This is a genomic window from Streptomyces sp. NPDC059852 (assembly GCF_042731455.1).
In the GTDB taxonomy this organism is placed as follows: domain Bacteria; phylum Actinomycetota; class Actinomycetes; order Streptomycetales; family Streptomycetaceae; genus Streptomyces.
Map to the genome: position 1 here is coordinate 46,585 of NZ_JBHWJK010000022.1, position 25,839 is coordinate 72,423.

General features: G+C 72.3%; 27 protein-coding genes. 14 read left to right on the forward strand and 13 right to left on the reverse strand.

Annotation, left to right across the window (positions count from 1 at the left end):
• Window positions 1-91 precede the first annotated feature (91 nt).
• Together ACFV46_RS25425 and ACFV46_RS25430 are read left to right on the forward strand one after the other, a co-directional pair.
• Complete coding sequence (locus ACFV46_RS25425; protein WP_385499820.1) at window positions 92-1,051, forward strand: pyridoxal-phosphate dependent enzyme; 960 nt, start codon at window positions 92-94, stop codon at window positions 1,049-1,051.
• A gap of 162 nt (window positions 1,052-1,213) precedes the next feature.
• Entirely contained in the window at window positions 1,214-2,758 is a 1,545-nt protein-coding gene (locus tag ACFV46_RS25430; protein WP_385499822.1) for a serine/threonine protein kinase, read from the forward strand.
• A gap of 20 nt (window positions 2,759-2,778) precedes the next feature.
• Here the strand turns inward: ACFV46_RS25430 and ACFV46_RS25435 are convergent, their stop codons facing one another.
• Entirely contained in the window at window positions 2,779-4,206 is a 1,428-nt protein-coding gene (locus tag ACFV46_RS25435; RefSeq protein WP_385499825.1) for a serine hydrolase domain-containing protein, read from the reverse strand.
• 113 nt (window positions 4,207-4,319) lie between these two features.
• On the opposite strand from ACFV46_RS25435, the gene ACFV46_RS25440 reads away from it, so the two are divergent.
• Window positions 4,320-5,291 carry an LLM class F420-dependent oxidoreductase gene (locus tag ACFV46_RS25440; protein ID WP_361933553.1) on the forward strand — a complete coding sequence of 324 codons (972 nt, stop codon included), beginning with the start codon at window positions 4,320-4,322 and terminating at the stop codon, window positions 5,289-5,291.
• Between the two features lie 24 nt (window positions 5,292-5,315).
• Here the strand turns inward: ACFV46_RS25440 and ACFV46_RS25445 are convergent, their stop codons facing one another.
• The 3 genes from ACFV46_RS25445 to ACFV46_RS25455 all read right to left on the reverse strand — a co-directional run bounded on the left by ACFV46_RS25445 (window position 5,316) and on the right by ACFV46_RS25455 (window position 8,163).
• Entirely contained in the window at window positions 5,316-5,816 is a 501-nt protein-coding gene (locus tag ACFV46_RS25445) for a DUF6328 family protein (RefSeq protein WP_376728044.1), read from the reverse strand.
• Window positions 5,817-5,920: 104 nt separating this feature from the next.
• Window positions 5,921-6,904: an aldo/keto reductase gene (locus ACFV46_RS25450; protein ID WP_385499827.1), complete on the reverse strand. Its 984-nt coding sequence runs from the start codon at window positions 6,902-6,904 to the stop codon at window positions 5,921-5,923.
• A gap of 23 nt (window positions 6,905-6,927) precedes the next feature.
• The gene (locus ACFV46_RS25455) at window positions 6,928-8,163 is read right to left on the reverse strand and encodes an FAD-dependent monooxygenase (RefSeq protein ID WP_385499897.1); all 1,236 of its coding nucleotides are present in this window, start codon (window positions 8,161-8,163) and stop codon (window positions 6,928-6,930) included.
• Between the two features lie 358 nt (window positions 8,164-8,521).
• Here ACFV46_RS25455 and ACFV46_RS25460 point away from each other — a divergent pair, with 358 nt between their 5' ends.
• Entirely contained in the window at window positions 8,522-8,896 is a 375-nt protein-coding gene (locus ACFV46_RS25460; RefSeq protein ID WP_385499829.1) for a tyrosinase cofactor, read from the forward strand.
• A 34-nt stretch (window positions 8,897-8,930) separates the two neighbouring features.
• Entirely contained in the window at window positions 8,931-9,755 is an 825-nt protein-coding gene (locus ACFV46_RS25465) for a tyrosinase family protein (protein ID WP_385499830.1), read from the forward strand.
• A 19-nt stretch (window positions 9,756-9,774) separates the two neighbouring features.
• On the opposite strand, the gene ACFV46_RS25470 is transcribed toward ACFV46_RS25465, so the two are convergent.
• Window positions 9,775-10,464: a ribonuclease H gene (locus tag ACFV46_RS25470; RefSeq protein ID WP_385499831.1), complete on the reverse strand. Its 690-nt coding sequence runs from the start codon at window positions 10,462-10,464 to the stop codon at window positions 9,775-9,777.
• 66 nt (window positions 10,465-10,530) lie between these two features.
• Complete coding sequence (locus ACFV46_RS25475; protein WP_361933570.1) at window positions 10,531-11,331, reverse strand: VOC family protein; 801 nt, start codon at window positions 11,329-11,331, stop codon at window positions 10,531-10,533.
• A gap of 146 nt (window positions 11,332-11,477) precedes the next feature.
• On the opposite strand from ACFV46_RS25475, the gene ACFV46_RS25480 reads away from it, so the two are divergent.
• Entirely contained in the window at window positions 11,478-12,482 is a 1,005-nt protein-coding gene (locus ACFV46_RS25480; protein WP_385499899.1) for a zinc-binding alcohol dehydrogenase family protein, read from the forward strand.
• 14 nt (window positions 12,483-12,496) lie between these two features.
• Here the strand turns inward: ACFV46_RS25480 and ACFV46_RS25485 are convergent, their stop codons facing one another.
• Window positions 12,497-12,979 carry a VOC family protein gene (locus ACFV46_RS25485; protein WP_361933574.1) on the reverse strand — a complete coding sequence of 161 codons (483 nt, stop codon included), beginning with the start codon at window positions 12,977-12,979 and terminating at the stop codon, window positions 12,497-12,499.
• A gap of 180 nt (window positions 12,980-13,159) precedes the next feature.
• On the opposite strand from ACFV46_RS25485, the gene ACFV46_RS25490 reads away from it, so the two are divergent.
• Together ACFV46_RS25490 and ACFV46_RS25495 are read left to right on the forward strand one after the other, a co-directional pair.
• A complete protein-coding gene (locus ACFV46_RS25490) occupies window positions 13,160-13,879 on the forward strand; it encodes a TetR family transcriptional regulator (RefSeq protein ID WP_385499833.1) in 720 nt (239 codons plus the stop codon).
• A gap of 179 nt (window positions 13,880-14,058) precedes the next feature.
• Complete coding sequence (locus ACFV46_RS25495) at window positions 14,059-14,472, forward strand: zinc ribbon domain-containing protein (protein ID WP_361933580.1); 414 nt, start codon at window positions 14,059-14,061, stop codon at window positions 14,470-14,472.
• Here the strand turns inward: ACFV46_RS25495 and ACFV46_RS25500 are convergent.
• Window positions 14,454-14,870 carry a PPOX class F420-dependent oxidoreductase gene (locus ACFV46_RS25500; protein WP_361933582.1) on the reverse strand — a complete coding sequence of 139 codons (417 nt, stop codon included), beginning with the start codon at window positions 14,868-14,870 and terminating at the stop codon, window positions 14,454-14,456. The genes ACFV46_RS25495 and ACFV46_RS25500 overlap by 19 nt on opposite strands.
• Before the next feature lie 148 nt (window positions 14,871-15,018).
• Here ACFV46_RS25500 and ACFV46_RS25505 point away from each other — a divergent pair, with 148 nt between their 5' ends.
• A complete protein-coding gene (locus ACFV46_RS25505; protein ID WP_361933585.1) occupies window positions 15,019-16,383 on the forward strand; it encodes a S1 family peptidase in 1,365 nt (454 codons plus the stop codon).
• 73 nt (window positions 16,384-16,456) lie between these two features.
• Here ACFV46_RS25505 and ACFV46_RS25510 read toward each other — a convergent pair whose 3' ends face one another.
• Both ACFV46_RS25510 and ACFV46_RS25515 read right to left on the reverse strand, forming a co-directional pair.
• Window positions 16,457-16,642 carry a hypothetical protein gene (locus tag ACFV46_RS25510; RefSeq protein WP_361933588.1) on the reverse strand — a complete coding sequence of 62 codons (186 nt, stop codon included), beginning with the start codon at window positions 16,640-16,642 and terminating at the stop codon, window positions 16,457-16,459.
• Between the two features lie 99 nt (window positions 16,643-16,741).
• Complete coding sequence (locus ACFV46_RS25515) at window positions 16,742-17,902, reverse strand: ROK family protein (RefSeq protein WP_385499837.1); 1,161 nt, start codon at window positions 17,900-17,902, stop codon at window positions 16,742-16,744.
• Window positions 17,903-18,072: 170 nt separating this feature from the next.
• Between ACFV46_RS25515 and ACFV46_RS25520 the strand changes: the two genes are divergently transcribed.
• From ACFV46_RS25520 to ACFV46_RS25535, 4 genes are read left to right on the forward strand one after another with little or no spacing between them, the layout of a single operon-like run.
• Window positions 18,073-19,041, forward strand: a complete 969-nt coding sequence (locus tag ACFV46_RS25520) for a sugar ABC transporter permease (RefSeq protein ID WP_361933594.1) — start codon at window positions 18,073-18,075, stop codon at window positions 19,039-19,041.
• Between the two features lie 18 nt (window positions 19,042-19,059).
• Window positions 19,060-19,977, forward strand: coding sequence for a carbohydrate ABC transporter permease (locus ACFV46_RS25525; protein WP_385499839.1), 918 nt, complete (start codon window positions 19,060-19,062; stop codon window positions 19,975-19,977).
• A 10-nt stretch (window positions 19,978-19,987) separates the two neighbouring features.
• Entirely contained in the window at window positions 19,988-21,334 is a 1,347-nt protein-coding gene (locus ACFV46_RS25530) for an ABC transporter substrate-binding protein (RefSeq protein WP_385499841.1), read from the forward strand.
• A 14-nt stretch (window positions 21,335-21,348) separates the two neighbouring features.
• The gene (locus tag ACFV46_RS25535; RefSeq protein WP_376728187.1) at window positions 21,349-22,551 is read left to right on the forward strand and encodes a Gfo/Idh/MocA family protein; all 1,203 of its coding nucleotides are present in this window, start codon (window positions 21,349-21,351) and stop codon (window positions 22,549-22,551) included.
• Between the two features lie 46 nt (window positions 22,552-22,597).
• Here the strand turns inward: ACFV46_RS25535 and ACFV46_RS25540 are convergent, their stop codons facing one another.
• Window positions 22,598-23,296, reverse strand: coding sequence for a L,D-transpeptidase family protein (locus ACFV46_RS25540; RefSeq protein WP_361933601.1), 699 nt, complete (start codon window positions 23,294-23,296; stop codon window positions 22,598-22,600).
• A gap of 128 nt (window positions 23,297-23,424) precedes the next feature.
• A complete protein-coding gene (locus tag ACFV46_RS25545; protein ID WP_385499843.1) occupies window positions 23,425-24,222 on the reverse strand; it encodes an SDR family NAD(P)-dependent oxidoreductase in 798 nt (265 codons plus the stop codon).
• A gap of 51 nt (window positions 24,223-24,273) precedes the next feature.
• Between ACFV46_RS25545 and ACFV46_RS25550 the strand changes: the two genes are divergently transcribed.
• A complete protein-coding gene (locus ACFV46_RS25550) occupies window positions 24,274-24,822 on the forward strand; it encodes a hypothetical protein (protein ID WP_385499845.1) in 549 nt (182 codons plus the stop codon).
• On the opposite strand, the gene ACFV46_RS25555 is transcribed toward ACFV46_RS25550, so the two are convergent.
• Window positions 24,813-25,727, reverse strand: a complete 915-nt coding sequence (locus ACFV46_RS25555) for an SDR family oxidoreductase (protein ID WP_361933608.1) — start codon at window positions 25,725-25,727, stop codon at window positions 24,813-24,815. The genes ACFV46_RS25550 and ACFV46_RS25555 overlap by 10 nt on opposite strands.
• Window positions 25,728-25,839: the final 112 nt, after the last annotated feature.

Consider the following 25,839-nt stretch of genomic DNA (forward strand, 5'->3'; position numbering starts at 1 on the left):
CGGTGCCGTCGGTCCCGGCTTGACCGGCGGCATTCCGCGAGCGAGGGTGCAGACGGCGTGGGAGACGCCCCGCGCCGGAAAGGTGAGTGTCTTGATCGGGATCTCCGAGGTCGAAGCCGCGGCCGGACTCGTCGCCGGGCATGTCGTCCGTACGCCGACGGTGTCCAGTCCCGGCCTCTCGGCCCTGCTCGGCGTGCCGGTGACGGCGAAGCTCGAACTCCTGCAGCGCACCGGCTCGTTCAAGGCGCGCGGCGCCACGGCGAAACTGCTGTCGCTCGACGAGGCCGAGCGCGCGGCCGGGGTGGTGGCCGTCAGCGGCGGCAACCACGGGATCGCCCTCGCGATGACGGCGGCCGTCCTCGATGTGAAGGCGACCGTGGTCATGCCGCGCACGGCACCCGCGCGGGCCGTCGAGATCGCCCGGGACGCCGGGGCGTCGGTGCGGCTGACGGACGACATGGACGGCGCCTTCGCGCTCGTCACCCGGCTGCGGGACGAGGGCCTGACCCTGGTGCACCCCTTCGACGATCCGCTGGTCGTCGCCGGTCAGGGCACGGTCGGACTCGAACTCGCCGATGACGCCGACGACCTGACGGACGTGGTGGTGAGCGTCGGGGGCGGCGGGCTGATCGCCGGGGTCGCGGTGGCACTGCGGGCCCGGCGCCCGGACGTGCGGATCTGGGGGGTGGAGACGGAGGGTGCCGAGGCGATGTCGGCGGCGCTCTCGGCGGGCGGGCCGGTGCCGGTGAAGCTGTCGTCGATCGTGTCCACGCTGAGCGCGCCCAGCGTCTCCCGGCTGACGTACGACCATGTGTCCGCGCTCGTGGACGACGTGCTGGTGGTGCCGGACCGGGAGGCGGTGCGCGGGGTGCTCGAGCTCGCCGAGCACGCCAAGGTGTGGACCGAGCCCGCGGCCGGTGCCCTGCTGCCGGCCGCGCGGCGCGTGCTGGAGCGGGTCGGGGACGGCGCCCGCCTCGGCCTCGTGGTGTGCGGCGGCAACGCGACGACCGCGGATGTCGGGCGCTGGGCGGCGGATTTCGGCCTTCACTGAGCATTCCCGGCGGAATTCCCCCGCCCTTTTCCGTTGCTTACTCCGGCGTCAGGAGCAAAGGAAAAGAAACGCCCTTGCTCCGCGCTTTCGTTGAACGGATCGGGTGACGGCTCCCGTACTTCCTGTGAGATATGGGAGTCAGGTGTTCAGCGAGGGATGGCCATGGTCAAGGCACACGTCTCCACTTCCGAGTTGGTCGCCGGGCGGTACCGCCTCGTCGATGTCGTGCATCGCGAGACGAACCGGGTGAGCTATTCCGGTGAGGACCTGGAAACCGAACACGCGTGCCTTCTGACCCAGATCGGCCTGCCCCTCGGCCAGGACCCGGACACCGCGCGGCGGGCCACCTCCCGCATTCGGCGGACGTCGGAACGCATGGCGCTGCTGCGGCCCGGCCGGGTGGCCACCGTCCTGGACGCCGTGGAGGACGCCGGGAGCCTGTGGGTCGTGACCGAGTGGATCGACGGGGCGCCCCTGGGTGAACTCCTCACGCGGCAGGGCACGTTCGACTACACCCGCACCGCCCGGATCGGCCTGGAGCTGCTGGACGTGCTGGAGGCCGCGCATGTCGCGGGCATCACCCACGGCGAGCTGAGCCCGGGTCAGGTGTTCGTCGGCGAGGAGGACGCCGTGGTGGTCACCGGCTTCGGCCTGGCCGGCGCCACCCTGTCGCCCCGCCTCGCGGCACCGTCGTACGCCTCACCCGAGCAGGCTCGCGACGAGCGCGTCGGGCCGGCGTCCGACCTGTGGGCGCTCGGCGCGATCCTCTACTCGATGTCCGAGGGCCGCCCGCCGTACCGGGAGCGGGACCGGCCCGAGGCGACCCTGAAAGGCGTGGACCGGCTGCCGCTGCGCGCCCCCGTCCGCTCGGGGCCGCTCACCCAGGCCGTACAGGGGCTGCTGCGCAAGGAGTCCCGGGAGCGGCTGGGCAGGTCCGCGGTCCGTGACGCCCTCGTCCGCGTCCTGCGGGACGATCACGGCACGGCCGTCGAGGAGGCGCCGCACCCCGGGCCGCTCGACCGGTTCCGCGCCGGTCCCGTCCGGGGCAGACGGGCCCTGCTCCTCGGCACGGCCCTGGCCGTGGTCACCGTCGCCGCCGCCGTCCTCGTCGCGACGGGCGGCCAGGACGCCGGTACCCCGGAGGCCGCCCGGAGTCTGACCCCGCCCGCCGGGGCGGGCGGCCCCTCCTCCCCCGAGCCCAGCGCCCCGGCGTCGGACGCGGCGACGCCGGGCACCGGACTCCCCGACGGCTACCGGACGTACACCTCGCCGGACGGCTTCTCCGTCGCCCTGCCCCGGGGCTGGAAGCCGGTGTCCACGACCCGGGCCGCGGATCTGGCGTACCGGGTCTTCCTGGGCACCGAGGGCGATCCGCGCCGGCTCGCCATCACCTACAGCGAGCGTCTGGACCCCGACCCGGTGGCCGTATGGCGCGACGACGTGCAGCCCCGGCTGGCCCGGTCGGACGGCTTCCGCCGGATCGGCGAGATCGAGGCCACCACGTATCAGGGGTACGAGGCCGCGGACATGGAATGGCTGTCGCGCAGCGGCGGCACCCAGGTGCACACCTTCGGCCGGGGCTTCCTGCTGGACGACCACCGCGGCTTCTCGCTGCGCTGGTCCACCCCGGCCGCGGACTGGGAGGCCCCGGGCAACCGGGAGGCCCTGGACGTGTTCCTGCGGACCTTCCGGGTGCCCGGGGACTGACGGATGGCCCGGGGACCGGGTCAGGAGGCCGGGGCGGCCATCCTGCGCAGGCGCATGCCGTGCAGCGGCTCGGTGCGCCAGCGCGCGGCGAAGGTCCGCTCCTTGAGGGAGCAGGTCACCTCCAGGTGGTGCGGGGTCTCCAGGAAGGCGACGTCCAGGGCCAGGGTGCCGGCGTCGGTCCAGCCGCCGCTCACCGCGGTGGGCACCGGGCCCTCGGTGACGGTCCAGCCGGGGCCGCCGAGCCGCACGCGCAGCGGCTCGCCGTCCTCGGTGAAGGTCAGGTCCCAGCCGCCGTCCCGCTCGGCGAGGTCGACGGCGCTCACCTTGGGCAGCGCCGCGTGGACCTCGTCGTCGGGGGTGAAGGCGCCGGACCAGGACGCGGCCTCTGCGGTGGGGGCCGGTTCGCCGGCCGCGGGCGGCACGGCGAGGCCGGCCAGACGGCGGGCGAGGGCCGCGTCGGCCTCCTCGCCGCCCGTCCGCGGAGCGTCGCCGAAGGCGGGCAGCAGATGCTCCCAGACGAGGTTCAGCAGGCCCGGCATGTCCCAGGTGTCGGCGGTGGTCACCACCACCGCGTCGTGCTCGGGCAGCACCACGCAGAACTGGCCGAGGGCCCCGTCGCCGCGGAAGCCGTGCCGGGACATCCAGAACGAGAAGCCGTACCCCCGCTGCCAGTCGTCGCCCGGCATCCCGCCGGACGACGGGATCTGGGCGCGGGTGGCCTCGGCGACCCACTCCTCGGGCAGCAGCCGCACGCCCTCCCAGACGCCGCCGCGCAGATACAGCAGGCCGAGACGGGCGACGGCGTCGGTGGTGGCGTGCAGTCCGCTGAAGCCGAGCTCGCGGCCGTCGCGGTGACGCAGCCAGGCCACGTCCCCGATGCCGAGCGGGTCCAGCAGCCGCGGCCGGAGGTACTCGGTCAGCGACTGCCCGCTCACCCGCTGGACGAGGGCGGAGAGCGTGAAGGTGGCGGGCTGGTTGTACGCGAACACGGTCCCCGGGTCGTGCGGCGGGGGTTCGAGCAGGAACCCCCGGACCAGGTCGTCGCGGTCACGCTCACGGGCCGCGAAGATCATGTCGCCGTCGTGCCCGGTGGCCATCGAGGCCAGGTGCCGCACCCGGAGGGCCCGGCTGCGCGGGTCCGTGATCTCGGCGTCGAGCTCCGGGAAGTACGAGATCACCGGGTCGTCGAGCCGGATCAGCCCCTCGCCGGCGGCGATCGCGGCCGCCGTCGCCGTGAAGCTCTTGCTGATCGAGTAGAGCAGGTGCCGGCGCTCGGCGGTGTACGGCGCCCACCATCCGGCGGCGACGACATGGCCGTGCCGCAGGATCATCAGGCTGTGCGGTTCGATGCCGGGGGCGGCGGCGACGGCGTCGAGGAAGGCGAGGACACCAAAGGCGTCGACGCCCTGCGCGGAGGGCGGGCTCGAGGGCAGGGGGCGAACAGACATAGGTGCATCCTGCACCGGCGCCCCGGCGGGAGCGAAGGGTTCGCGCCCCCGCTTCCGTCACTCCCGTGACCGGTGGTCCGTTTTCGGTCACGGTGTCCGGGGACTCGGGACCCATGGTGCAGATCGGATACACGATGATGACCGAGCAGGCCGGCCCCCGTGAGCTGGTCGACCACGTGGTCCGCGCCGAGGAGGCCGGCTTCGACTTCTCCGTCACCTCGGACCACTACTTCCCCTGGCTGCGTTCGCAGGGGCACTCGCCGTACGCGTGGAGCGTGCTGGGCGCCGCCGCGCAGGCCACCTCCCGGATCCCGCTGATGACGTACGTGACCTGCCCGACGTTCCGCTACCACCCGGCCGTCGTGGCGCAGAAGGCGGCGACCCTCCAGCTGCTGTCCGAGGGCCGGTTCCGGCTGGGGCTCGGCTCGGGCGAGAACCTGAACGAACATGTCGTGGGCGGCGGCTGGCCGTCGGTGGACGTGCGGCACGAGATGCTCGAGGAGGCCGTGGAGATCATCCGCGCGCTCTTCGAGGGCGGGCACGTCACCCATCGGGGCACGCACTTCGACGTGGAGTCGGCCCGGCTGTGGGACCTGCCCGACCAGCCCGTGCCCATCGGCATCGCGGTCTCCGGGGAGCGGTCCTGCCGGCTGGCGGGCCGGCTCGCCGACCTCGTGATCGCCACGGAGCCCAAGGCTGACCTGCTGGCCTCCTTCGACCGGCACGGCGGCTCCGGCAAGCCCCGCGTGGGCCAGCTCCCCGTGTGCTACGACCGCGACCGGGACGCCGCGGTCAAGCGCGCCCACGACCAGTTCCGCTGGTTCGGCAGCGGCTGGAAGGTCAACTCCGAGCTGCCGCACCCGGACTCCTTCGAGGGGGCCACCCAGTTCGTCACCCCGGAGGACGTGGCCGAGTCGATTCCGTGCGGCGACGACCCGGAGGCGTTCGTCGAGGCGGTCCGCCCGTACGCCGAGGCCGGGTTCACCGAGATCGCCCTGGTCCAGATCGGCGGCGACGCGCAGCTGCCCTATCTGGACTGGGCGCGCGAGACGCTGCTGCCGGCGCTGCGGAACGCCTTCGGCTGACCGGCCGCCCCCGTCCGCCGCCGCTCACTCGGTGTCGGTGTAGCGGCGGCGGGTCCACAGCGGCAGGACGAACCAGCACACGACGTACCAGACGACGATGGCGGTGACCAGCCAGGGGACGTAGTCGTCGTGCGTGGCGACCCGCAGGATCAGCAGCAGCGAGGACGCCATGGTGACGAGGAGCAGCACCAGGCCGACCAGGGTGAGCCGGGAGGCCCACTCGACCGCCTGGGGTTTGATACGGCGGCCGGACACCAGCCGGTGCAGCGACACGGGCCCGATCAGGGCGCCGGTGGCGGCGGCGCCCACCACCACGGTGAAGATGTAGATCGACTGGTCCGTGCTCCGCAGGTCGTCGTACTTCGACGTGAACACGACGGTCAGCAGGAAACCGAAGAGGATCTGCACGCCCATCTGGGCCACGCGTACCTCTTGGAGGAGCTCGACCCACATGCGGTCGGCCCGCTCGTCCTCGGTCTCGTTGCGTCCCCTGCGCCGCTTCGTGCCGTCCTCGTCGTCCGCCACCGTGTCCTCCCGCCTCCTGAAGGAGCGCGTCCTGGGCAGACGCGCCCTCAGCAGTGCGGGTACCCGCTGGGCGGGGTCCTGTCCCCGTCACCCCGCCCGGCGGTTCACCAGCGGCTCTCGACCTGGTCCTTGATCCGGCGGTCGTAGAGGTCCCGGATCGCGGCGAGGGTGTCCTCGGAGAGGTCCGGGAGCGCGGCGGCGGCCGCGTTGGCGCGGGCCTGCTCGGGCGAGCGGGCGCCCGGGATGACGGTGGTCACGCCGGGCTGCTGGACGATCCAGCGCAGCGCCAGCTGGGCCGGGGTCCAGCCCTCCGGGGCGAGCGCGGAGAACTCGGCCGCGGCCTCCACCCCGGTGGCGTAGTCGACGCCGGAGAAGGTCTCGCCCTGGTCGAACGCCTCGCCGTGCCGGTTGTAGGTGCGGTGGTCGTTCTCGGGGAAGACGGTGTCCTTGGTGTAGCGGCCGGACAGCAGGCCGGAGGCCAGAGGCACACGGACGATGACGCCCACGCCGGCCTCGCGGGCGGCCGGAAGCACCTCCAGGAGGGGCTTCATCCGGAAGGCGTTGAGGATGATCTGCACGCTGGCCACATGGGGGCGGGCGATCGCCGTGAGGGCCTCGGCACAGGTCTCGACGCTGACGCCGTAGTGGGCGATGCGCTCCTCCGCCACCAGGGTGTCGAGGGCGTCGAACACCTCGTCGGTGGAGTAGACGGGGGTCGGCGGGCAGTGCAGCTGGACCAGGTCGATACGGTCCGTGCCGAGGTTGCGCCGCGACCGGTCGTTCCAGGCGCGGAAGTTGTCCAGGACGTAGTTCTCGGGGATCTGGTCGACGCGGCGGCCCATCTTGGTCGCGACGAGGATGTCCAGGCCGGGCCGGTCGCGCAGGAACCGGGCGATGGTCTGCTCGCTGCGTCCGTCGCCGTAGACGTCGGCGGTGTCGAAGAAGGTCACGCCGGACTCGGCCGCCGCCTCCAGGACGCCCTCGGCCTGCCGGTCGTCGACATCTCCCCAGTCCGCGCCGAGCTGCCAGGTCCCGAGGCCGATGACGGACGCCCGCAGGCCCGCCCTGTCGAATGCACGCTGTTCCATGGCGCCAGTGTGTCATTCAGGATTCAAGTACGCGGAACGGACCCCTCCGAGTACGGCCGGACGGTCCTCGCCTGGACGGTGCGCGCGACCCTCGGGCCGAGCCAGCGCTTGAGCCGCCGCAGGGTCTCCACCTGCCCGGCGGCCCGGTCGATCCGGTAGTACAGCTGCGGCGGGACGTGCGGCAGCAGGGGTGAGTGGCGCTGGCCGAGCAGGGCGAACATCTGCTGCGGCGGCAGCTGCATGTACCGGGGCAGGTTCTCGTACCACAGGGCGCTGTAGCGGGCGGCGCTCTGCACGGACAGCAGGGCCCGCCGGCGCTCGTCCTCGTAGCGGGCGAGGGCGCGCGGGAGCGAGGGCTCCTCGTGCAGGGCGGCGGCCAGGGCCATGGCGTCCTCCAGGGCGAGGGTGGTGCCGGCGCCGATGGAGTAGTGGGTGGTGTGGGCGGCGTCGCCGATCAGGACGAGGTTGCCGCGGTGCCAGGTGCGGTTGGTGAGGGTGCGGAAGTGCAGCCACTGGGCGCCGCCGACGGCGCCGGACGGGCGGCCGTGCAGGGGGTGCCCGTCGAGGACGTCGGCGAAGAGCTTCTCCAGCAGGGCGAGCCCGTCGGCCTCGCTCGCGCGGTGCAGACCGAGGCCGGTGAAGGTCTCGGGGGAGCACTCGACGACGCAGGTGCTCGCCTCGGGTCCGAAGCCGTAGCCGTAGCACCAGATCCAGCCGTGGTCCGTCTCCACGAAGGCGAAGGTGAAGGCGTCGAAGACCTTGCTGGTGCCGAGCCAGACGTAGCGGTTGCGGCCCATGGTGATCTGCGTGCCGAAGTGGCCCGCGTGGTGGGCGCGCAGGGTGCTGCGCACGCCGTCGCCCGCCACGACCAGATCGGCGGCGGGCAGGGCGTCCGGGGTGATCTCGTGCTCGAAGTCCAGGTGGACGCCGAGCGAGCGGGCGCGGTCGGCCAGGATCTCGAGGAGCCGGTGCCGGCCGATGCCGTGGCCCTCGTCGCCGGGCTGGCGGGCCGTCAGGTCCCGTACATGGGCGACGCCCTGGTTCCAGCGGACGGAGCTCGCCTCGATGGCGCGGGCGGTCACGGGGTCGTGCGCGTGGAGCCGGTCGAGCAGGGCGCGCCAGTAGGTGACGCCCCAGCCGTAGGTGGTGCCCTCCGGGTTGCGTTCGTGGACGGTGACGTCGTGGGACGGGTCCCGCAGCTTGAGCAGGATCGACAGATACAGCCCGGCGGGTCCGCCGCCGACGCACGCGACCTTCACACTCACCCCTGAAAATCCACTAATCGGTCATTTCGGACCGCAGAGTAGCAGGCGGCGCGCCGGATTCCGCGCTGCTCGCGGATCGCGCCAGCTTCCCGGCGGGAGACAGCCCGCCGATACCGGCGCCCCACGCGAGGGATCACCGCCAAAGGGTGCCGACGGAGAAGGAATTACCCGTTCCGCCCGCCCGGGGCCTCGCCGCGAGCAAGATCATCTTGGTTCAACTCTGTATGACATGTGCGCACTTGTCCGGATCGCGCCCAACCACCGATGCGCGGTTTCTCCCGGTCCCGTCCGGCCCGATAGGCATACGGAGTCACCACCCGAACGCACCATCGAACACACCCGGGAGATCCGTATGCCCGCACTCAGCAGACGGCAGGCGCTCACCACCGCCGCCGCCCTCGCCACCGCGGCGGCCGGTGTCGCCGCCGCCCCGGCCACCGCCGCGACGGCGAGCGCACACCACGACGCGCACTCCCCCGCCCCCTTCGACGAGGTCTACCGGGGCCGCCGGATACAGGGCCGCCCGGCGACGGGCGCCCACGCGCACCACGGCACCGGCTATACCGTGCTCGTCGACGGCGTGGAGCTGCACCTGATGCGCAACGCCGACGGCACCTGGATCAGCGTCGTCAGCCACTACGACCCGGTGCCCACCCCACGCGCCGCCGCCCGTGCCGCCGTGGACGAGCTCCAGGGCGCGGCCCTGCTGCCCTTCCCCGCCAACTGACCCGCCGCACCCACACCGTGGAGCACCAGCCGACATGACCGTCCGCAAGAACCAGGCCGCCCTGACCTCCGACGAGAAGCGCCGTTTCACCGACGCCCTCCTGGAGCTGAAGCGCACCGGACGCTACGACGCGTTCGTCACCACCCACAACGCCTTCATCCTCGGCGACACCGACCAGGGCGAGCGCACCGGGCACCGCTCACCGTCGTTCCTGCCCTGGCACCGCAGATTCCTGCTCGAGTTCGAACGCGCGCTGCAGGAGGTGGACTCCTCGGTCGCACTGCCGTACTGGGACTGGACCGCCGACCGCTCCCCGCGTTCCTCGCTGTGGGCGCCCGACTTCCTCGGCGGCACCGGGCGCGGCCTCGACGGACGGGTCATGGACGGGCCGTTCGCCTCCGGCACGGGCGCGTGGCAGATCACCGTCCGCGTGGACGGCCGTACGTTCCTGCGCCGCTCGCTGGGGACCGCCGTACGCGAGCTGCCCACGCGGGCCGAGGTCGAGTCGGTGCTGGCCCTGCCGACGTACGACATGGCGCCGTGGAACAGCGCGTCCGACGGGTTCCGCAACCACCTGGAGGGCTGGCGCGGCCCGAACCTGCACAACCGGGTCCACGTCTGGGTCGGCGGGCACATGGCGACCGGGGCGTCCCCCAACGACCCGGTGTTCTGGCTGCACCACGCCTACGTGGACAAGCTGTGGGCGCAGTGGCAGCGGCGGCACCCCGGCTCCGGCTACCTCCCGTCGGCCGGGACCCCGGACGTCGTCGATCTCCACGAGACGATGAAGCCGTGGAACGACACGCGTCCGGCCGATCTGCTCGACCACACCCCGCACTACACCTTCGACACGGACTGAGGGCCCCGCGCCCGGCCGGTCAGGCGTCGGCGGTACGGCACTCCGGGTGACCCCAGCCCTGCGCGTTCTTGGCGATCTGCTCCCCCGCCGCGTAGCCGCGCCCGCAGACGCAGCGGCCGGGGAACTTGGCCTTGATCGTGCGCGCCGCGGAGCCGTTCCTCCGGGCGGGCGCGGCCTTGCGGCGCGGCGCCTTCTGCGGGACGTCCGGGGAGGGCGGCGGCTCGGGCGAGCCGAGCGCGCTGCCCGCGGGCTCCTGCGCGGTGGCGGCCTGGCTGGCGGCCCGGTCGGCGAAGTCGTTGAGCGGGTCGCCGTCGACCTGGTGGGCGGGGACGTAACGGAACTCGACGTCCCGGCCGGTGAGGAGCTCGTCGATGCGGACCACGAGGTCCTGGTTGGCGACCGGCTTGCCCGCGGACGTCTTCCACCCGTTGCGCTTCCAGCCGGGCAGCCAGGTGGTGACGGCCTTCATGGCGTACTGCGAGTCCATGCGGATCTCCAGCGGCACGTCCGCGTCGGTCGAGCTGAGCAGCCGCTCCAGGGCGGTGAGTTCCGCGACGTTGTTGGTGGCGCGGCCCAGCGGGCCCGCCTCCCAGCGCTCCGGGGCCTGCGCGGGGCCGGCGACGACCCAGGCCCAGGCCGCTGGCCCGGGGTTGCCCTTCGAAGCCCCGTCGCACGCGGCCACCACATGTTCACGCATGCGTCCGATCATGCCATGGGCCGGCGGCCCGTCCGGTCCGGGGACCGGTACGGGGCGCCGGCCGCGAGCACGGGGTGTTCAGGACGCCTCGGTCGTCCTCGGGACGTCCCCCTCGGTCGTGGTGACGTCGATCACCGTGAAGTTGGCGCCCTGCGGGTCGGTCAGCGCCGCGAGCCGTCCGAACGGTGAGGTCACCGGGCCGAACCTCAGCACGGCTCCCTGCTTGGTGGCGCGGGCGACCGCGTCGTCGCAGTCCTCGACCGTGAAGTAGACGTTGATGTAGGAGGGGATCTCCGGCGGGAACTCCTCCGTCATCCGCATCCGGCCGAGCACCATCTCGTCACCGATGGAGAAGACCCGGAAGTCCATCTCGTCGCCCTCCATCTGCCGGGCGCCGTAGCCGAACACGGCCGGGAAGAAGGCGTCGGTCCTCTCCGGTTCACGGGTGAAGACCTCGGCCCAGCAGTACGCGCCCGGCTCCTCCATCGACGCCTCGAAGCCCACATGGGTGCCGGGCTGCCACAGGCCGAAGACGGCCCCGCTGGGCTCCCGGGCCAGGCACATGGTGCCGAAGTCGCCGACCGCCATCGGCTCCATCAGGATCTCCCCGCCGTTCTCCCGGATCCGCCCCGCGGTCGCGGCGGCGTCCGAGGTGGCGAAGTACAGACACCACTGCGACTGGCCCTCCTGGCCGGGCATCGGCGGGACCACCGCGGCCGCGGCCTTGTCCTGGGCGTAGGCCTGGGTGTAGTTCCCGTACTCCGACGTCGACTCGCCGAACGTCCAGCCGAGGACGTCGCCGTAGAAGTTCTTGGCCCCCTCGAGGTCGGTGAACATCGCGTCGGCCCAGATGGGGGTTCCCTCAGGTTTCACGGCCATGGCTGCGCTCCCGCTGGGTGGATGGTCCGGGTTGTCCACGCTAGTCACGGTGCCGCCGGGCCGCGCGCCGAACGCGCCGTTCCGTTCCAGACTGGAAGAGGAACGGCGCGGGCCGGAGGACGGGGTCCACCATGGCGGACGAGGCGATGCGGGCGTGGTCGGTGACCGGGCCGGGGCCGCTCGACGGCGGCCCGCTGCGGGCAGTGCGCAGACCGGTGCCGGTACCGGCCGACGACGAACTGCTGGTACGGGTCCGCACCTGCGGGGTGTGCCGTACCGACCTGCATGTCGCCGAGGGCGACCTCCCGGTGCACCGGCCCGGCGTCACCCCCGGCCACGAGGTCGTCGGCGAGGTCGCCGGAACGGGCGCGGCCGTGCACGGTTTCGCGCCCGGCGAGCGGGTCGGCGTGGCCTGGCTGCGGCGGACCGACGGGACGTGCCCGTACTGCCTGCGGGGCGCGGAGAATCTGTGCCCGGCCTCCACGTACACGGGCTGGGACGCGGACGGCGGGTACGCGGCGTACACGACCGTGCCGGCGGCGTTCGCCCACCGGCTGCCGGAGGGCCTGGACGAGGTGGGGCTCGCCCCGCTGCTGTGCGCCGGGATCATCGGGTACCGCGCGCTGCGGCGGTCGGCGCTGCCGCCCGGCGGCCGGCTCGGGCTGTACGGCTTCGGGGGCAGCGCCCATCTGTGCGCGCAGCTGGCGCTGGCGGAGGGTGCCACCGTGCACGTCCTCACGCGCGGGTCTGCGGCGCGGCGGCTGGCCCTGGAGCTGGGGGCCGCGTCGGCCGGGGACGCGTACGCGGCCCCGCCCGAGCCGCTGGACAGCGCGATCCTGTTCGCGCCGGTCGGCGACCTCGTCCCGGTGGCGCTGCGGGCCCTGGACCGGGGCGGCACCCTGGCGATCGCGGGCATCCACCTCACGGACATCCCGGCGCTCACCTATGAGCGGGACCTCTTCTACGAACGGCAGGTGCGCAGCGTCACCGCCAACACCCGTGAGGACGCCCGTGAGTTCCTGGCGCTGGCCGCGCGGCACGGGGTGCGCGCGACCACCCACCCGTACCCGATGTCCCGGGCGGACGAGGCGCTGAGGGATCTGAGGGCGGGGCGGTTCGACGGAGCGGCGGTGCTGGTGGCCGACTTCTGACCCGTGCGCCGGGGTCACTCGCCGGCGTAGGCGCGCTCCAGGGCGGCGATGTCGAACTTGCCCATCGCCATGAACGCCTTGGTGACCCGGGCGGCCTTCTCGGGGTCGGGGTCGGCGACCATGTCCTGCAGACGTGCCGGGTTGACCTGCCAGGACACCCCGAACCGGTCCTTGAGCCAGCCGCAGGGACCCGGCTCGCCGCCGTTCCCGGTGAGCCGGTCCCAGTAGTAGTCGATCTCCTCCTGCGTCTCGCAGGAGATCATGAAGGAGGTCGCCTCGCTGAACCTGAACTGCGGTCCGCCGTTGAGCCCGACGAACTGCTGGCCGTCGAGGGTGAACTCGACCGTCATCACGCTCCCGGCGGGCTGCATCGCCCCCTCCGGGTAGGGCGTGACACGGCCGACGCTGGAGTTCTCGAAGACGGAGGTGTAGAACCGGGCCGCCTCCTCGGCCTGCCCGTCGAACCAGAGACATGTGGTGAAGCCGTCGCCTGCCATGGGGTACCTCCCGGAGTGGTCCGTTGTCAGGAGTGTCGACCGCCGACGGGCGCGAAACTCATCGCCCGCCCGCGCGGGTCCTCCGGACGGCTCCACGAAGTGGGCGAGAGAGCACTCAGTTCCCTCCACCCTGTGCACTGAGTGCCATATGAGCCGGGTGCGAATGCTACGTTCGCGTCCATGAGCTCCACGAGCGCCGCGCCCGGCCGCGGCGAGAAACCCCCGATGCGGGACGCCCTGGTCGCGGCGGCCTTCCGGCTGTTCCTGGAGCGGGGGTACGAGCAGACGACGGTCGACGACATCGTGGCGCTGGCCGGCGTCGGACGGCGGTCGTTCTTCCGGTACTTCCCGTCCAAGGAGGACGTGGTCTTCCCGGACCACGAGCGGTGCCTGGCCGACATGGAGGCGTTCCTCTCCGCGAGCGACGACAGCCATGAGCCGGTGCGCCGGGTGTGCGACGCGGCCCGCCTGGTGCTGGGCATGTACGCGGAGAACCCCACCTTCTCCGTGCAGCGCTACCGGCTCACCAAGCGGGTGCCGGGGCTGCGGGCCTACGAGTTGTCGGTGGTGTGGCGGTACGAGCGGGCGCTGGCCGAGTATCTGCGGGCACGGTTCGCCGGCCGGCGCGAGGGGACGCTGCGGGCGGACGTGATCGCCGCCGCCGTGGTCGCCGCGCACAACAACGCGCTGCGCTCCTGGCTGCGGTCGGACGGGAAGGGCGACGCGGGCGCCGAGGTGGACCGGGCCCTCGGGTACGTCCTGTCGACGTACGCGGACGCCCCCGGGCCCGCACGGGCCGCCGCGGGGGCCGACGGGGACGTCGTCGTGGTCGTCTCCCACCGCGACGCACCCCTGTGGCGGGTCGTCCGGGAGCTCGAGACCGTCCTCGGCCGCGGGTGACCTGCCCCCCTCCCCACGATCCCCGCAACCTTCCCGAAATCCAGGGAACGCAGTGCCTTTACGAGTGGCACTCAGTGCCATACATTGATGCCGTGCACGGACGCACCGCGAACCGCGCACGGGCGTGCCCGGGTCTCCGCGCACGCGGGTTTCCGGTCGAGCGCAGGGAGTTGAGCAGCGTGTACCACCACTCAGGCAGCGTGGCCGGCCGGATCACCGGCTCCGGGACCGGCGTGCTCGACGTGAAGGAGACGGACGGGGACGCCCTCCGCTACCAGCGGTGCACCTGGTGCGGCACCGCGATGTACCACCGGCTGCTGTGCCCGGTGTGCCAGGGCAGCGAGCTGCGCACCGAGCGCAGCGAGGGCGTGGGCACGGTCCGCCACTCCACCGTGGTGCACCGCAACACCCCCGCCGCGCGCAATGTCTCCCTCGTCGAGATGGCCGAGGGGTTCGTCGTGCGCGGCCGGGTCATGGGTCCGCCCATCGGCGTCCACAGCGGGGACCGGGTCCGGTTGTCCACCGCGAAGGACCCGGTGCGCGGCGAGCCGGTGTTCCAGCTGGTCGATGAGCCCTACCGTGCCTGGACCTGATCGGCCTCCGGCGCCGGGCCCAGCGTGATCCGCACGCCGACCGTGCCCTTCGTCCCTCTGCGGAGCCGGCTGCCGAGCAGGGTGAGGCGGCCCGTGATCCCGTACTTGCGGGCGATGAGCCGGCGGTAGCGGGCGCTCGTCTCCTCGTCGCCGATCACGGCGGTCGCCGGGACCTGGTCTCCGGTGGGCCGCCCACGCAGGTCGCAGGGGCCGACCAGGACGTCGGCACGGGCCCGGATGCGCTTGACCTTCCAGGAGTCGGCGGCCGTCCACACGCCGAGGGCGTCGCCGTCCCGGACCACCCAGACCGGTGTGGGCACTCCGGTGCCGTTCTTGCGATAGCTGGTGATGAGCAGGTACTTGCCCGCTGCGAGCCGGTCCAGCGACGTGTCGTCCATGGCCGCAGTGTAGGCAGCGGGTTCCCCTGACGGGATCTCCGGCGCGGTGAACGCGGCGGCGTCCGGGTGCGTATGAACCGGCGGGTGCTCAACTCCGGGAGGGCCCCGCGGCGTTGTCGCCGCGCTGTACCTGGTTCGGGAGCCATGCATGAGGCACGCACGACGACGTCTCGTCCGGCGGGTGACACGGCTGGCGGCCGTCGGCGGACTCCTCCTCGGGGGGACGATGGTCACACGCGCCGTGGCGAGCGAGCCCGCCGGCCCGTCCGCCGTCCCGCGGACCTTCGCCGAGTCCGCGACCCCGGGCCCCGGCGGTGAGCTGGTCGCCCGCCTCGGCACGTCCCGTACGGCGGGCAGCTGGATCGGCGCCGACGGCGAACCGGTCGTCGCGGTCACCGACGAGGAGGCGGCCGCCGCCGTCAGCGGGGCGGGCATGAAGCCCAAGATGGTCGAGCACAGCATGGACGAGCTGAGGTCGGCCACGGCGACGCTGCGTTCGGCGCCTCGTGTGGCGGGCACCGCCTGGGCGGTGGACTACCGCACCAACCAGGTCGTCGTACGCGGCGACAGCACCGTCTCCCCCGGTGACTGGTCACGGATGACGGACGTCGCCGAGGACATCGGCGCCTTCGTCCGCATGGAGCGCGCCGAGGGCACGTTCACCACCCGGATCAACGGCGCCCAGCCGGTGCTGTCGACGGCCGGGCGCTGCTCGGCCGGGTTCAACGTCACCGACGGGCGGCGCTTCTTCATCCTGACCGCCGGGCACTGCGGGCCGGACGGCTCGGTGTGGTTCGCCGACAGCTCCGGCACCGACCAGATCGGGCGGACCGAGCGGCAGAACTTCCCCGGCGCCGACTACTCGCTGATCCAGTACTCGGCCGGCGACCCCGGCCCCACGCCCGACGTGGTGTCGGTCGGCGGCGGCAAGGGCGTGCGCATCACGGGCGCCGCCGATCCGGCCGTCGGGCAGCGGGTGTTCCGCAGCGGCAGCACGAGCGGGCTGCGGGAGGGCGAGGTCACGGCGCTCAACGCCACCGTCAACTACCCGGAGGGGACGGTGACCGGCCTCATCGAGACGAACGTGTGCGCGGAGCCGGGGGACAGCGGCGGGCCGATGTTCTCCGAGGGCGTGGCGCTCGGGGTGACGTCGGGCGGCAGCGGCGACTGCCAGGCCGGCGGGACGACGTACTTCCAGCCGGTGACGAAGGCGCTGGCCGCGCTGGACGTGCAGTTGCTGGTGTCGGACCAGGGCGGGAAGAAGGGCGCGGCGCCCGCGCCGTCACCCTCGCAGGGGGCCGCCGCGCCCGGCGACGCGTCGCCGGGTTCGTCGGTCTCGGTGAGCGGTGAGCAGGCGGTCACGCTGCTGGCGCGGCTGGCGGACCCGAACAACGTGGGTCCGGGGCTGCTGCTCGTCGCGGGGAGCATCGTCGCGCTGGTGGCGACCCGGTTCATCCGGGCCGAGCAGGACCGCCGGGAGTACCGGCGCTACTACTCGGCGACCTGGGGCTGACGAGGAGTGGCAGGGCCGCCACGGGGGCGGAGGCGGGTCGCGAGGAGGCGCGGGGCCCGCCGGGGCCGGGCGGTCAGGCCGCCTTGGCCGGCTGGGGGGCCACGGCGGCCCACTCCATGACGAGGCGCTGGTACTCCTCGCGCTGCTCGACGCTCAGTGTCCCGCCCGCCCGGCGCCACAGCGCCCGGATCTCCTCGTTGACCTCGTCAGCCGATCTATCGGAGGCGAATTCAACAGTGGTGGACATGCTGTGAAGCATACGATCCCGCAGGTGAAGGCGCTGTGAGTAAGCGCACCCAAGGCGGGCATATCGGACCGTGGCGCTGATCACGTCATCTCATGCCCCACTGCGGCGGGTTCAGCGGTCGGCGGTCCCCAACACCAGGACCTGGATGGCGAGAACGGCCGCTCCGCGCGCCCAGTCGTGGAAGTCGGACACCTTGGTCTCCAGTGCGACCGGGGCCGCCAGCGGGTGTCGTTGGCCACGCATGGTCCTCGTCACAGTGCCGCCCGCCACGTCCATCAGACCCACGCCCTCGCCGGCGAGCAGGATCTTCTGCGGCAGGACGAAGTTGGCGATCTGGGCGACCAGGGTGCCCAGGGCGCGGGCGGCCTCCTCGATCACCCGGGCGGGCATCGGCTCGCCCGCGGCGGCGGCGTCCAGGATCTCCTCCCAGGTCTGGTCCCGGCCGGTGGCCGCCCGCACCTGGTAGCGGATGTTCGGGATGGTCAGCAGGGACACCGCGCTGCCGCGTGCCCCGTCGGGGGTGAGCGGGCCGTACGGGTCGAGGATCCAGTGCCGGCCGAAGCCCCGGTCCTCCTCGGCGTAGGGGACGCGCCGGCCGCCCAGCACCAGCCCGTAGCCGATCCCGGCGCCGATGGTCAGGACCACGAACCGGTCGAGGCCGCGCCCCGCGCCGAACCAGGTCTCGGCCTCGACCAGGGCGGCGACGTCGTTCTCCACGACGACCGGCAACCCGGTGCGCCGGGCGACGAGTCCGGCGAGCGGTACGTCGCGCCAGCCCAGGAACGGCGACTCGCCGACGACGGAGCGGTTCTCCACCAGGCCGCCCACGCCGATGCCGACCCCGGCGATCCGGGGATGCCGGGCGGCGAGCTCCTCGGTCATCTCCCCGAGGAGTTCGACGACCTCGGCGGGGTCGTGGGTGGCGAGGGGGCGGTCGTGGCGGGCGACGATGTCGCTGCGCAGGCTGGTGACGACGCCGTAGACCATGTCTTCGGTGATCTTGAAGCCGAGGAAGGAGCGGGACTCGGCGACGACGTCCAGCGGCTGGGAGGGGCGGCCCTGGCGGGTCTCCAGCACCTCGCCGGCCTCGGGCACCTCGACGAGCAGGCCGGTCTCGATCAGCGGCTTGGTCAGCCGGGTGACGCTCCCCGCGGACAGGTCGAGCCGGCGGGCCAGCTCGGTGCGGGACAGGGGCCCGGCGAGGAGCACCTCGATCGCCACCGCCCGTTCACCGGGGCTGAGCGGACGCCAGCTGTCGACTGCTGCGGTCATGGTCGTCAGACTCCCACATCCATATTTTTTTTCCCCACAAAACCAACGAGGTCAGTCTACGGCCATCACCTTGCCGGAAAGAAGGTGCTCGCCGACCTCTTGACGGCCTGATTCTTCCGCCACAAAAGTAAGTGGCCGAGGACGAGCCGCGAAGACGAGGGAGTCTCCCGATGACCATCGCCTCCAGCAGTCCCCCGTCGCGTCTGCCCCTGGGCGACGCGACCGGGGCCGGGACGGACCGAAGAACGGCACGGCGGGCGGCGGCCCGCGAGGAGCGCGGCGACGGGCGGCTCGCCGCCGTCTTCATCGCCCCGGCGCTGCTGGGGTTCGTGGTCTTCCTGCTCTGGCCCACGCTGCGGGGCGTCTATCTGAGCTTCACCCGCTTCAACCTGCTGACCCCGGCGGAGTGGGTGGGCCTCGACAACTACGTGCGGATGGTCCACGACCCGATCTTCTGGGACTCGATGGGGGTGACCGTCGAGTACGTGCTCGTCAACATCGGCGTGCAGACGGTCTCCGCGCTCGCCATCGCCGTCCTGCTGCAGCGGCTGACGCAGTCGGCGGTGCTGCGCGGGATCGTGCTCACGCCGTATCTGATGTCCAACGTCGTCGCGGGCATCGTCTGGCTCTGGATCCTCGACACCCAGCTCGGCATCGGCAACGAGATCCTCGCGGGCCTCGGCCTCGACCGGGTCCCCTTCCTCGCCGACGAGACCTGGGCGGTGCCCACGATCGCCCTGATCAACGTGTGGCGGCACGTCGGCTACACCGCGCTGCTGCTGTTCGCCGGCCTCATGGCCATCCCGAACGACATGTACGAGGCCGCGAAGGTGGACGGCGCGAGCGAGTGGCGGATGTTCCGGCGGATCACGATGCCGCTGCTGCGCCCGGTCCTCGCGGTCGTCCTGATCATGACGGTGATCGGCTCCTTCCAGGTGTTCGACACCGTCGCGGTGACGACCGCGGGCGGACCCGCCAACGCCACCAACGTCCTGCAGTACTACATCTACGGCGCCGCCTTCGGCCGCTTCCAGTTCGGGTACGCCTCGGCGATGTCGGTGGCCCTGCTGGTCGTGCTGAGCGCCATCACGGTCCTCCAGTACCGGCTCACCCGGGCCGGCCAGAGCGACCTCGGCTGAGGGAAGGGAGACACCGACATGGCCGCCGTGGCAGACACCACGACCGTACGGCGCGTGCGGCGCCGCATCACTCCCGGACGGGCCCTCGCCTGGGCGGTGATGGCCGCGATCGTGCTCATCACCCTGCTGCCGTTCTACTGGATCCTGCGCACCGCGCTGTCCTCGAACGACGCGCTCGCCGCCCATCCCGGCGACATCCTCCCCGTGGGCGCGACCACGGGCGGCTTCGAGCGCGCCCTCGGCCTGCAGTCCGCCGAGGAGGCGATCGCCCAGGGCGGCTCGGGCGGCGGACTGAGGTTCTGGCGCTATCTGGTCAACTCGGTGGTCGTCTCGACCCTGATCACCGTCTGCCAGATCTTCTTCTCCGCCATGGCCGCCTACGCCTTCGCCCGGCTGCGCTGGCGCGGCCGGGAGGCGGTGTTCGCGCTGTTCCTGGCCGGGCTCATGGTGCCGGCGATCTTCACGCTGCTGCCCAACTTCGTCCTCGTCAAGCAGCTCGGGCTGGTGGACAGCCTGCTGGGCGTGGCCCTGCCGACGATGTTCATGACGCCGTTCGCGGTGTTCTTCCTGCGCCAGTTCTTCATGAACGTGCCCCGGGAGGTGGAGGAGGCCGCCCTGCTGGACGGGGCGGGCAAGGTGCGGATCTTCTTCCGGCTGATGCTGCCGATGGCGTCCACGCCCCTGCTCACCCTGGGCCTGCTGACGTACATCACCGCCTGGAACGACTACTTCTGGCCGCTGATGGTGTCCTACAGCGACAGTTCGCGCGTGCTGACCGTGGCGCTGGCCATCTTCCGGGCGCAGACCCCGCAGGCCGGCTACGACTGGTCCGGCCTGATGGCGGCCACTCTGATCGCCGCGCTCCCGATGCTCGTGCTGTTCGGCTGCTTCGCACGCCGCATCGTCGGTTCCATCAGCTTCACCGGCATCAAGTAAGGGGACGGGCATGCGAGTTCACATACGGGCGGCGGCGCTGACCGGGGCGCTCGTCCTGTCCCTGGCCACCGGCTGCGGCCAGGGCGGGGCGGCCGGAGCGGGCGGGAACACGGTGACGTACTGGCTCTGGGACGCCAACCAGCTGCCCGCCTACCAGGCGTGCGCGAAGGACTTCGAGCAGCGGAACCCGGGCCTGAAGGTGAGGATCACCCAGATGGGCTGGGCCGACTACTGGACCAAGCTCACCGCTAGCTTCATCGCCGGCACCGAACCGGACGTCTTCACCGACCACATCCAGAAGTTCGGCCAGTTCGCCGACCTGAAGGTCCTCGAACCGCTGGACGACCTGGGCCTGGACGACGCCGCCTACCAGCCGGGCCTCGCCGCCAACTGGCGCGGCCAGGACGGCCGTCGCTACGGCGCGCCCAAGGACTGGGACACCGTCGCCCTCTTCTACAACCGGACGATGGCCAAGGAGGCCGGGCTCTCCGCGGATCAGCTCAACAGCCTCGACTGGAACCCCGGGGACGGCGGCAGCTTCGAGAAGGCCATCGCCCATCTGACCGTCGACCGCAACGGCGTGCGCGGCGACGAGAAGGGCTTCGACAAGCACCATGTGAAGGTGTACGGCATGGCGACCGGCGGCGCCGGTGACGCCGACGGACAGACCACCTGGAGCCCGTTCGCCGCCTCGGCGGGCTGGCACTACACGGACAAGGCCCGCTGGGGCACCGAGTACCGGTACGGCGACAGGACGTTCCAGTCGGTGATCGACTGGTACTTCGGGCTCGCGAGGAAGGGGTATCTCGCGCCCTTCACCGACTACACCGACGGCGCCAACCCGGCCACCGCCCAGGTCGCCTCCGGCAAGGCGGCGACCGCGTTCGACGGCGCCTGGATGATCTCCAGCTACTACGGCGCCGAGGGCCTGGACGTCGGCACCGCGCCCACGCCGATCGGCCCGACCGGCAAGCGCGCCACCATGATGAACGGCCTCGCCGACTCCATCACGAAGAACGCCCGCAACAAGGAGGGCGCCAGGAAGTGGGTGCGGTACCTGGCCTCGAACGAGTGCCAGAAGACCGTCGGCCGCTACGGCATCGTCTTCCCCGCCACCCCGGACGGCACGGCCGCGGCGGTGGCCGCGTACCGGAAGAAGGGCATCGACGTGTCCGCCTTCACCGAACCGGTCACCGACAAGAAGGACTCCGCGACCTTCTCCTTCCCGATCACCGACTACGCGGCGGACGTGTACGCCCTGATCCGCCCCGCGATGCAGGACGTCTACGCGAACGACGCCCCGGTGAGCGGTCTGAGCAGGACCAACGACCAGATCAACCTCATCCTCGGCCAGTGAAAGGCACACACTCCATGACGTTCTCCCTCGGCATCGTCGGCGCCGGCCAGTTCTCCGGCCAGTTCGCCACGCTGTTCCAGGCCCACCCCGGTGTCGGCGACGTGTACGTCACCGATCTGCTGCCCGAGCGGGCCGAACGGCTCGCCGCCGCACAGGGGCTGGCCGGGACCTTTCCCTCGTACGAGGCGATGCTGGAGTCGAAGGCCGTGGACGCGGTCGCGATCTTCACCCAGCGCTGGACGCACGGCCCGCTGGTCCTCCAGGGCCTGACCGCCGGCAAGCACGTCTACTCGGCCGTCCCCATGGCGATCACCACGGAGGAGATCGCGGCGATCATCGAGGCGGTCGAGGCGACCGGGCTGACGTACATGATGGGCGAGACCAGCGAGTACAACCCGGCGACCGTGCACGCCCGCGACCAGATCGCCCAGGGCGCCTTCGGGCGGCTGTTCTATGCCGAGGGCGACTACGTCCACGACATGGACCTCGGCTTCTACGAGGCGTACCAGTACAGCGGCGGCGAGAACTGGAAGGCGACCGCCTCCTATCCCCCGCTGCTGTACCCGACGCACTCGGTCGGCGGGGTGCTGGGCGCCTGGCGTACGCACGCGGTGAGCGTGTCGGCGATCGGGGTGCTGGACGACCGGGGCGACGGCGTCTTCGACCGGTCGGTCAGCCAGTTCGACAACGACTTCTCGAACGCGACCGCGCTGTTCGAGGTCGCGGGCGGCGGTTCGTTCCGCACGAACGAGTTCCGGCGGGTCGGCTACCCGTCGCACATCAGGGAGTCCCGCTTCCGGTTCTTCGGGACGGAGGCGAGCATGGAGCAGCTGGCCACGGTCGCCCTGTGGCAGGACAAGAAGGGTGTCAAGGACATCAGCGAGCTGCTCGAGCCCAAGCAGACGCTGTCGCCCGACGACCCCTCGCTCCAGCACATCGCGCCGGAGCTGCGGGCCGCCTTCACCTCGGGGTCGGCGCCGGTGCACGACCGGTCCCGGCTGCCGAGGGAGTTCGACCATCTCCACAACGGGCACGAGGGCAGCCACCACTTCCTCGTCGACGACTTCGTGACCGCGGTGAACGCGCGCGCCCTGCCGTCGGTGAACGCGTGGGTGGCCGCCCGCTACACCCTGCCGGGCATCGTGGCGCACGAGTCGGCGCGGCAGGGCGGGGTCCGGCTGGACATCCCGGACTTCGGGGACGCGCCCGAGGCGTGACGCCTCAGGCGCTCAGCGGTCCACGAGCCGGGTGCCCGTCCTGGACTCAGGTGCCCGGCTTGCGGCCGTACACGTAGACGTCGTCGCCGTTCTTCAGCAGCGACCAGTACTTCTTCGCGTCGGTCTTCGTCATGTTGACGCAGCCGTGGGAGCCCGGCGGGTTCCACATGCTGACACCGACCGAGTGGAAGGCCTGGCCGCCGTCGAAGAACTGCGAGTACGGCATCGGCACGTTGTAGATGCTCGACACGTGGTCGATGTGCCGCCAGTAGATCTTCTTCAGACCGGTGCGGGTCTCGTAGCCGTCACGGCCGGTGCGGACCGGGACCGGGCCGTACACGAGCTTCTTGCCGTCCTGGATCCAGCTGAGCTGGAGCGTGAGGTTCACACAGGCGATACGGCCCTTGTTGACGGGGCACTTGCCCGCCTTGTTCGGGTTCGTCCCGACAGCTTTCTGCTTGTTCATCAGGTCCATCACGCCCCAGGTGACGGGACCGGCGTAACCGGCGTTGGGGCTGATGCCGTGCTTGGTCTGGAAGGCCTTGATGGCCTGGCAGTCGGCGGAGGACTGCTTCCCGTCGACCGGCCGGCCGAGGAACTTCTCCACCTGCTTCTGGTACGGGCCGGTCCCCGCGGTGCAGCTCGCGGCCTGCGCCGGAGCGGCGCCCAGCGTGAGCGAGAGCGGTGCGACCAGTCCGCCGGTGATGCCGAGTGCGACGGCGCGCCGTCTGCGTGTGTCCCCCATGGCCGGGCCCTTCCCTGACGTGTGTGTCCGTGGACTTCTGCTGCATAGACACGCCAGGGGCGGGTTCGGTTGTGGCGCGGACCGGGCTGTGACCGAACGGTGAGGTTACGGACCGTACCCGGACCGTCTCAGGTGTCCTCCCCGCGGTCCCGGGCCGCCCGGAATCCGGTGTTCACCGAGGTGAGACCGCCGTCCACGACGAGGGTGGTGCCGGTGATCCAGGCGGCGTCGCGCGACGCCAGGAAGGCGACGGCCGCGGCGATGTCCTCGGGCTCCCCGATCCGGCCCAGCGGATAGAGCGGACGGATCGCCTCCAGGTCGGCGTCCCGTCCCTCCCAGGCCGAGGTGCGCACCGTGCCGGGCATGACCAGGTTGACGCGTACGCCCCGGGCCGCGGCGTGGCCGGCGAGGGTGCGGGTGAGCGAGCCGAGGCCCGCCTTGGCCGCGCTGTAGGCGTGGTTGCCGAAGTCCTGGAGGCCGTTGACCGAGCCGATGCTCACGATGGCGCCCCGGCCTGAGGCGGCCAGATGCGGCAGGGCGGCCCGGCAGCAGCGGTAGGCGCCGGTGAGGGTGATGTCGAGGTCGCGCGCCCAGGCGTCGTCGGGGTCGTCCTCGAACAGCGGGGTGTCCGGGGTGCAGGAGGCGGCGCAGTTCACGAGGACGTCGAGCGCGCCGAGGGCGGCCACGGCCTCGGCGACGGCCGCGTCGACGGCGGAGCGGTCGGCGACGTCGCAGGCGAGCGCCCGGACGGTGTGCCCGAGGCCGCGCAGCCGTGCCGCGGTCTCCTCGACCTCGGGTCCGTCGCGGTCGGTCAGCAGGACGCGGGCGCCCTCCTCGGCGAGGCGACGCGCGACCGCGGCCCCGATGCCCCGGGCGGCCCCGGTGACCAGGACCGCCTGACCGGCGAAACGCGTGGTGTCCGTCATGGACGCACACGGTAGTGCCGCGACGATCGACGCGGCAGATAGCGTACGCACATGTCCACGTTCCTCCAGCAACTCCCCGCGCTCCTGGGCGTCGTGATCGGCGCGCTCGGCTCCTACGTGGTCGTCGTCCGGGGCGACCGGATGAGGTTCCGCCGGGAGCAGGCGGCCCGCTGGGAGGAGCGCCGTCTCGCCGTGTACGCCGACTACGCGCAGTCGGTGAAGAACACGGTCACCGTGACGTACCGGGTCGCGGCCCGGCTCGGCAACGACCCGCATCCCGATCCGCTGCCCCTGGAGGAGGCCCGGCCGCTGCTGGCCGAGGCGGCCGTCCGCCGGGACCCCTCCGGCGAGGCGCTGATCATGCTGGGCAGCCCGGCGGTGGTGGAGCGGGCCCGGGCGTGGGTGGTGACGGCGATGGAGATGGAGCGGTTCGTGCGGGAGGGCCGGGTGGACCCGGAGCGCTGGCGTGCGCTGCTGGAGCGGCAGCGCACGGGCCGCGAGGGCTACTACGCGGCGGTCCGCGACGACCTGGGCCTGCCGCCGGGGCACTCCGCGCGCTGGCCGCTCGCGGCGCCCGACCCGGCGCTGCCTCAGCGGTAGCCCGTGGTGTCCGCCGGTTTTCCGGCGTCCTGGACCTCGGGCAGATAGCGCCAGGCGTCGGGGCGGCTGCCGTCGAGGTCGGTGAAGTCGTAGACGCGGGCGAGCTGTCCGCTGGACAGGGACTGCCCGTTGAAGCGGGCGACGTCCGGGTCGGCGGCGAGGGCGGCCACGGCCCGGCCGACGTAGCGCGGGGTCTCGGAGATGGCGAAGTGCGGTTCGGTGGCGAGCGCGTCGCGCCAGTTGTCCTCGCGGACCCCGAACACGTCCAGCATCATCTCCGAGCGCATCCAGCCGGGGGTGAGGGCGACGGCGGTGGCGCCGCGCGGGCCGAGTTCGTGGCCGAGGGCGAAGGCCATGCGCAGCACGGCCGTCTTGGCGAGGTCGTAGAAGAAGGAGGTGCGGTAGTGCTCGCCGTTGTACTCGGCGGTGCCGTCGGTCATCTCCACGACCAGTCCGCCGGGCCGGCGCAGGAGCAGCGGCAGCGCGTGGTGGCTGGTGATCGCGTGGGTGTCGACGGCGAGGCGGAGCAGCCGCAGGCCGTCGTCGAGGTCGTGCTCCCAGACCGGGCTTTCCCAGGCGAAGAGGTTCTCGCCGCCCCAGATGTCGTTGACGAGGACGTCGAGCCGGTCCTGCTCGCCGGCGACGCGGTCCACGAGGGCGCGGACCTGTGCCGGGTCGAGGTGGTCGGTGGGGACGGCGATGCCGTGGCCGCCGGCCTCGGTGACCAGGTCGGCGGTGTCCTCGATCGTCTCGGGGCGGTCGTATTCGGAGCGCCGGGCGCGGGTGCTGCGCCCGGTCACGTAGACGGTGGCTCCGGCGGCGCCGAGTTCCACGGCGATGCCGCGTCCGGCTCCCCGGGTCGCCCCGGCGACCAGCGCGACCTTGCCTTCGAGCGGGTGTGACATGTCCGGCCTCCCATGGCCCCTGAAGTGCTGTGGGTACCGAGGGTGCCCGGGAAGCCGGACATCTTCTGTCGTGTTTCTCCGGGCTTCGGGACAGCTCACCCGGTCGGGCGGG

Excerpts from the sequence above, each read along its gene's own strand:
- ACFV46_RS25475 (WP_361933570.1), bottom strand. The coding sequence starts at position 11,331 with ATGGCCGTGAAACCTGAGGGAACCCCCATCTGGGCCGACGCGATGTTC.
- ACFV46_RS25550 (WP_385499845.1), top strand. The coding sequence starts at position 24,274 with ATGTCCACGTTCCTCCAGCAACTCCCCGCGCTCCTGGGCGTCGTGATC.
- ACFV46_RS25555 (WP_361933608.1), bottom strand. The coding sequence starts at position 25,727 with ATGTCACACCCGCTCGAAGGCAAGGTCGCGCTGGTCGCCGGGGCGACC.
- ACFV46_RS25440 (WP_361933553.1), top strand. The coding sequence starts at position 4,320 with ATGGTGCAGATCGGATACACGATGATGACCGAGCAGGCCGGCCCCCGT.
- ACFV46_RS25530 (WP_385499841.1), top strand. The coding sequence starts at position 19,988 with ATGCGAGTTCACATACGGGCGGCGGCGCTGACCGGGGCGCTCGTCCTG.
- ACFV46_RS25485 (WP_361933574.1), bottom strand. The coding sequence starts at position 12,979 with ATGGCAGGCGACGGCTTCACCACATGTCTCTGGTTCGACGGGCAGGCC.
- ACFV46_RS25480 (WP_385499899.1), top strand. The coding sequence starts at position 11,478 with ATGCGGGCGTGGTCGGTGACCGGGCCGGGGCCGCTCGACGGCGGCCCG.
- ACFV46_RS25430 (WP_385499822.1), top strand. The coding sequence starts at position 1,214 with ATGGTCAAGGCACACGTCTCCACTTCCGAGTTGGTCGCCGGGCGGTAC.
- ACFV46_RS25520 (WP_361933594.1), top strand. The coding sequence starts at position 18,073 with ATGACCATCGCCTCCAGCAGTCCCCCGTCGCGTCTGCCCCTGGGCGAC.
- ACFV46_RS25435 (WP_385499825.1), bottom strand. The coding sequence starts at position 4,206 with ATGTCTGTTCGCCCCCTGCCCTCGAGCCCGCCCTCCGCGCAGGGCGTC.
- ACFV46_RS25515 (WP_385499837.1), bottom strand. The coding sequence starts at position 17,902 with ATGACCGCAGCAGTCGACAGCTGGCGTCCGCTCAGCCCCGGTGAACGG.
- ACFV46_RS25540 (WP_361933601.1), bottom strand. The coding sequence starts at position 23,296 with ATGGGGGACACACGCAGACGGCGCGCCGTCGCACTCGGCATCACCGGC.
- ACFV46_RS25490 (WP_385499833.1), top strand. The coding sequence starts at position 13,160 with ATGAGCTCCACGAGCGCCGCGCCCGGCCGCGGCGAGAAACCCCCGATG.
- ACFV46_RS25460 (WP_385499829.1), top strand. The coding sequence starts at position 8,522 with ATGCCCGCACTCAGCAGACGGCAGGCGCTCACCACCGCCGCCGCCCTC.
- ACFV46_RS25465 (WP_385499830.1), top strand. The coding sequence starts at position 8,931 with ATGACCGTCCGCAAGAACCAGGCCGCCCTGACCTCCGACGAGAAGCGC.
- ACFV46_RS25450 (WP_385499827.1), bottom strand. The coding sequence starts at position 6,904 with ATGGAACAGCGTGCATTCGACAGGGCGGGCCTGCGGGCGTCCGTCATC.
- ACFV46_RS25470 (WP_385499831.1), bottom strand. The coding sequence starts at position 10,464 with ATGATCGGACGCATGCGTGAACATGTGGTGGCCGCGTGCGACGGGGCT.
- ACFV46_RS25545 (WP_385499843.1), bottom strand. The coding sequence starts at position 24,222 with ATGACGGACACCACGCGTTTCGCCGGTCAGGCGGTCCTGGTCACCGGG.
- ACFV46_RS25525 (WP_385499839.1), top strand. The coding sequence starts at position 19,060 with ATGGCCGCCGTGGCAGACACCACGACCGTACGGCGCGTGCGGCGCCGC.
- ACFV46_RS25505 (WP_361933585.1), top strand. The coding sequence starts at position 15,019 with ATGAGGCACGCACGACGACGTCTCGTCCGGCGGGTGACACGGCTGGCG.
- ACFV46_RS25535 (WP_376728187.1), top strand. The coding sequence starts at position 21,349 with ATGACGTTCTCCCTCGGCATCGTCGGCGCCGGCCAGTTCTCCGGCCAG.
- ACFV46_RS25500 (WP_361933582.1), bottom strand. The coding sequence starts at position 14,870 with ATGGACGACACGTCGCTGGACCGGCTCGCAGCGGGCAAGTACCTGCTC.
- ACFV46_RS25510 (WP_361933588.1), bottom strand. The coding sequence starts at position 16,642 with ATGCTTCACAGCATGTCCACCACTGTTGAATTCGCCTCCGATAGATCG.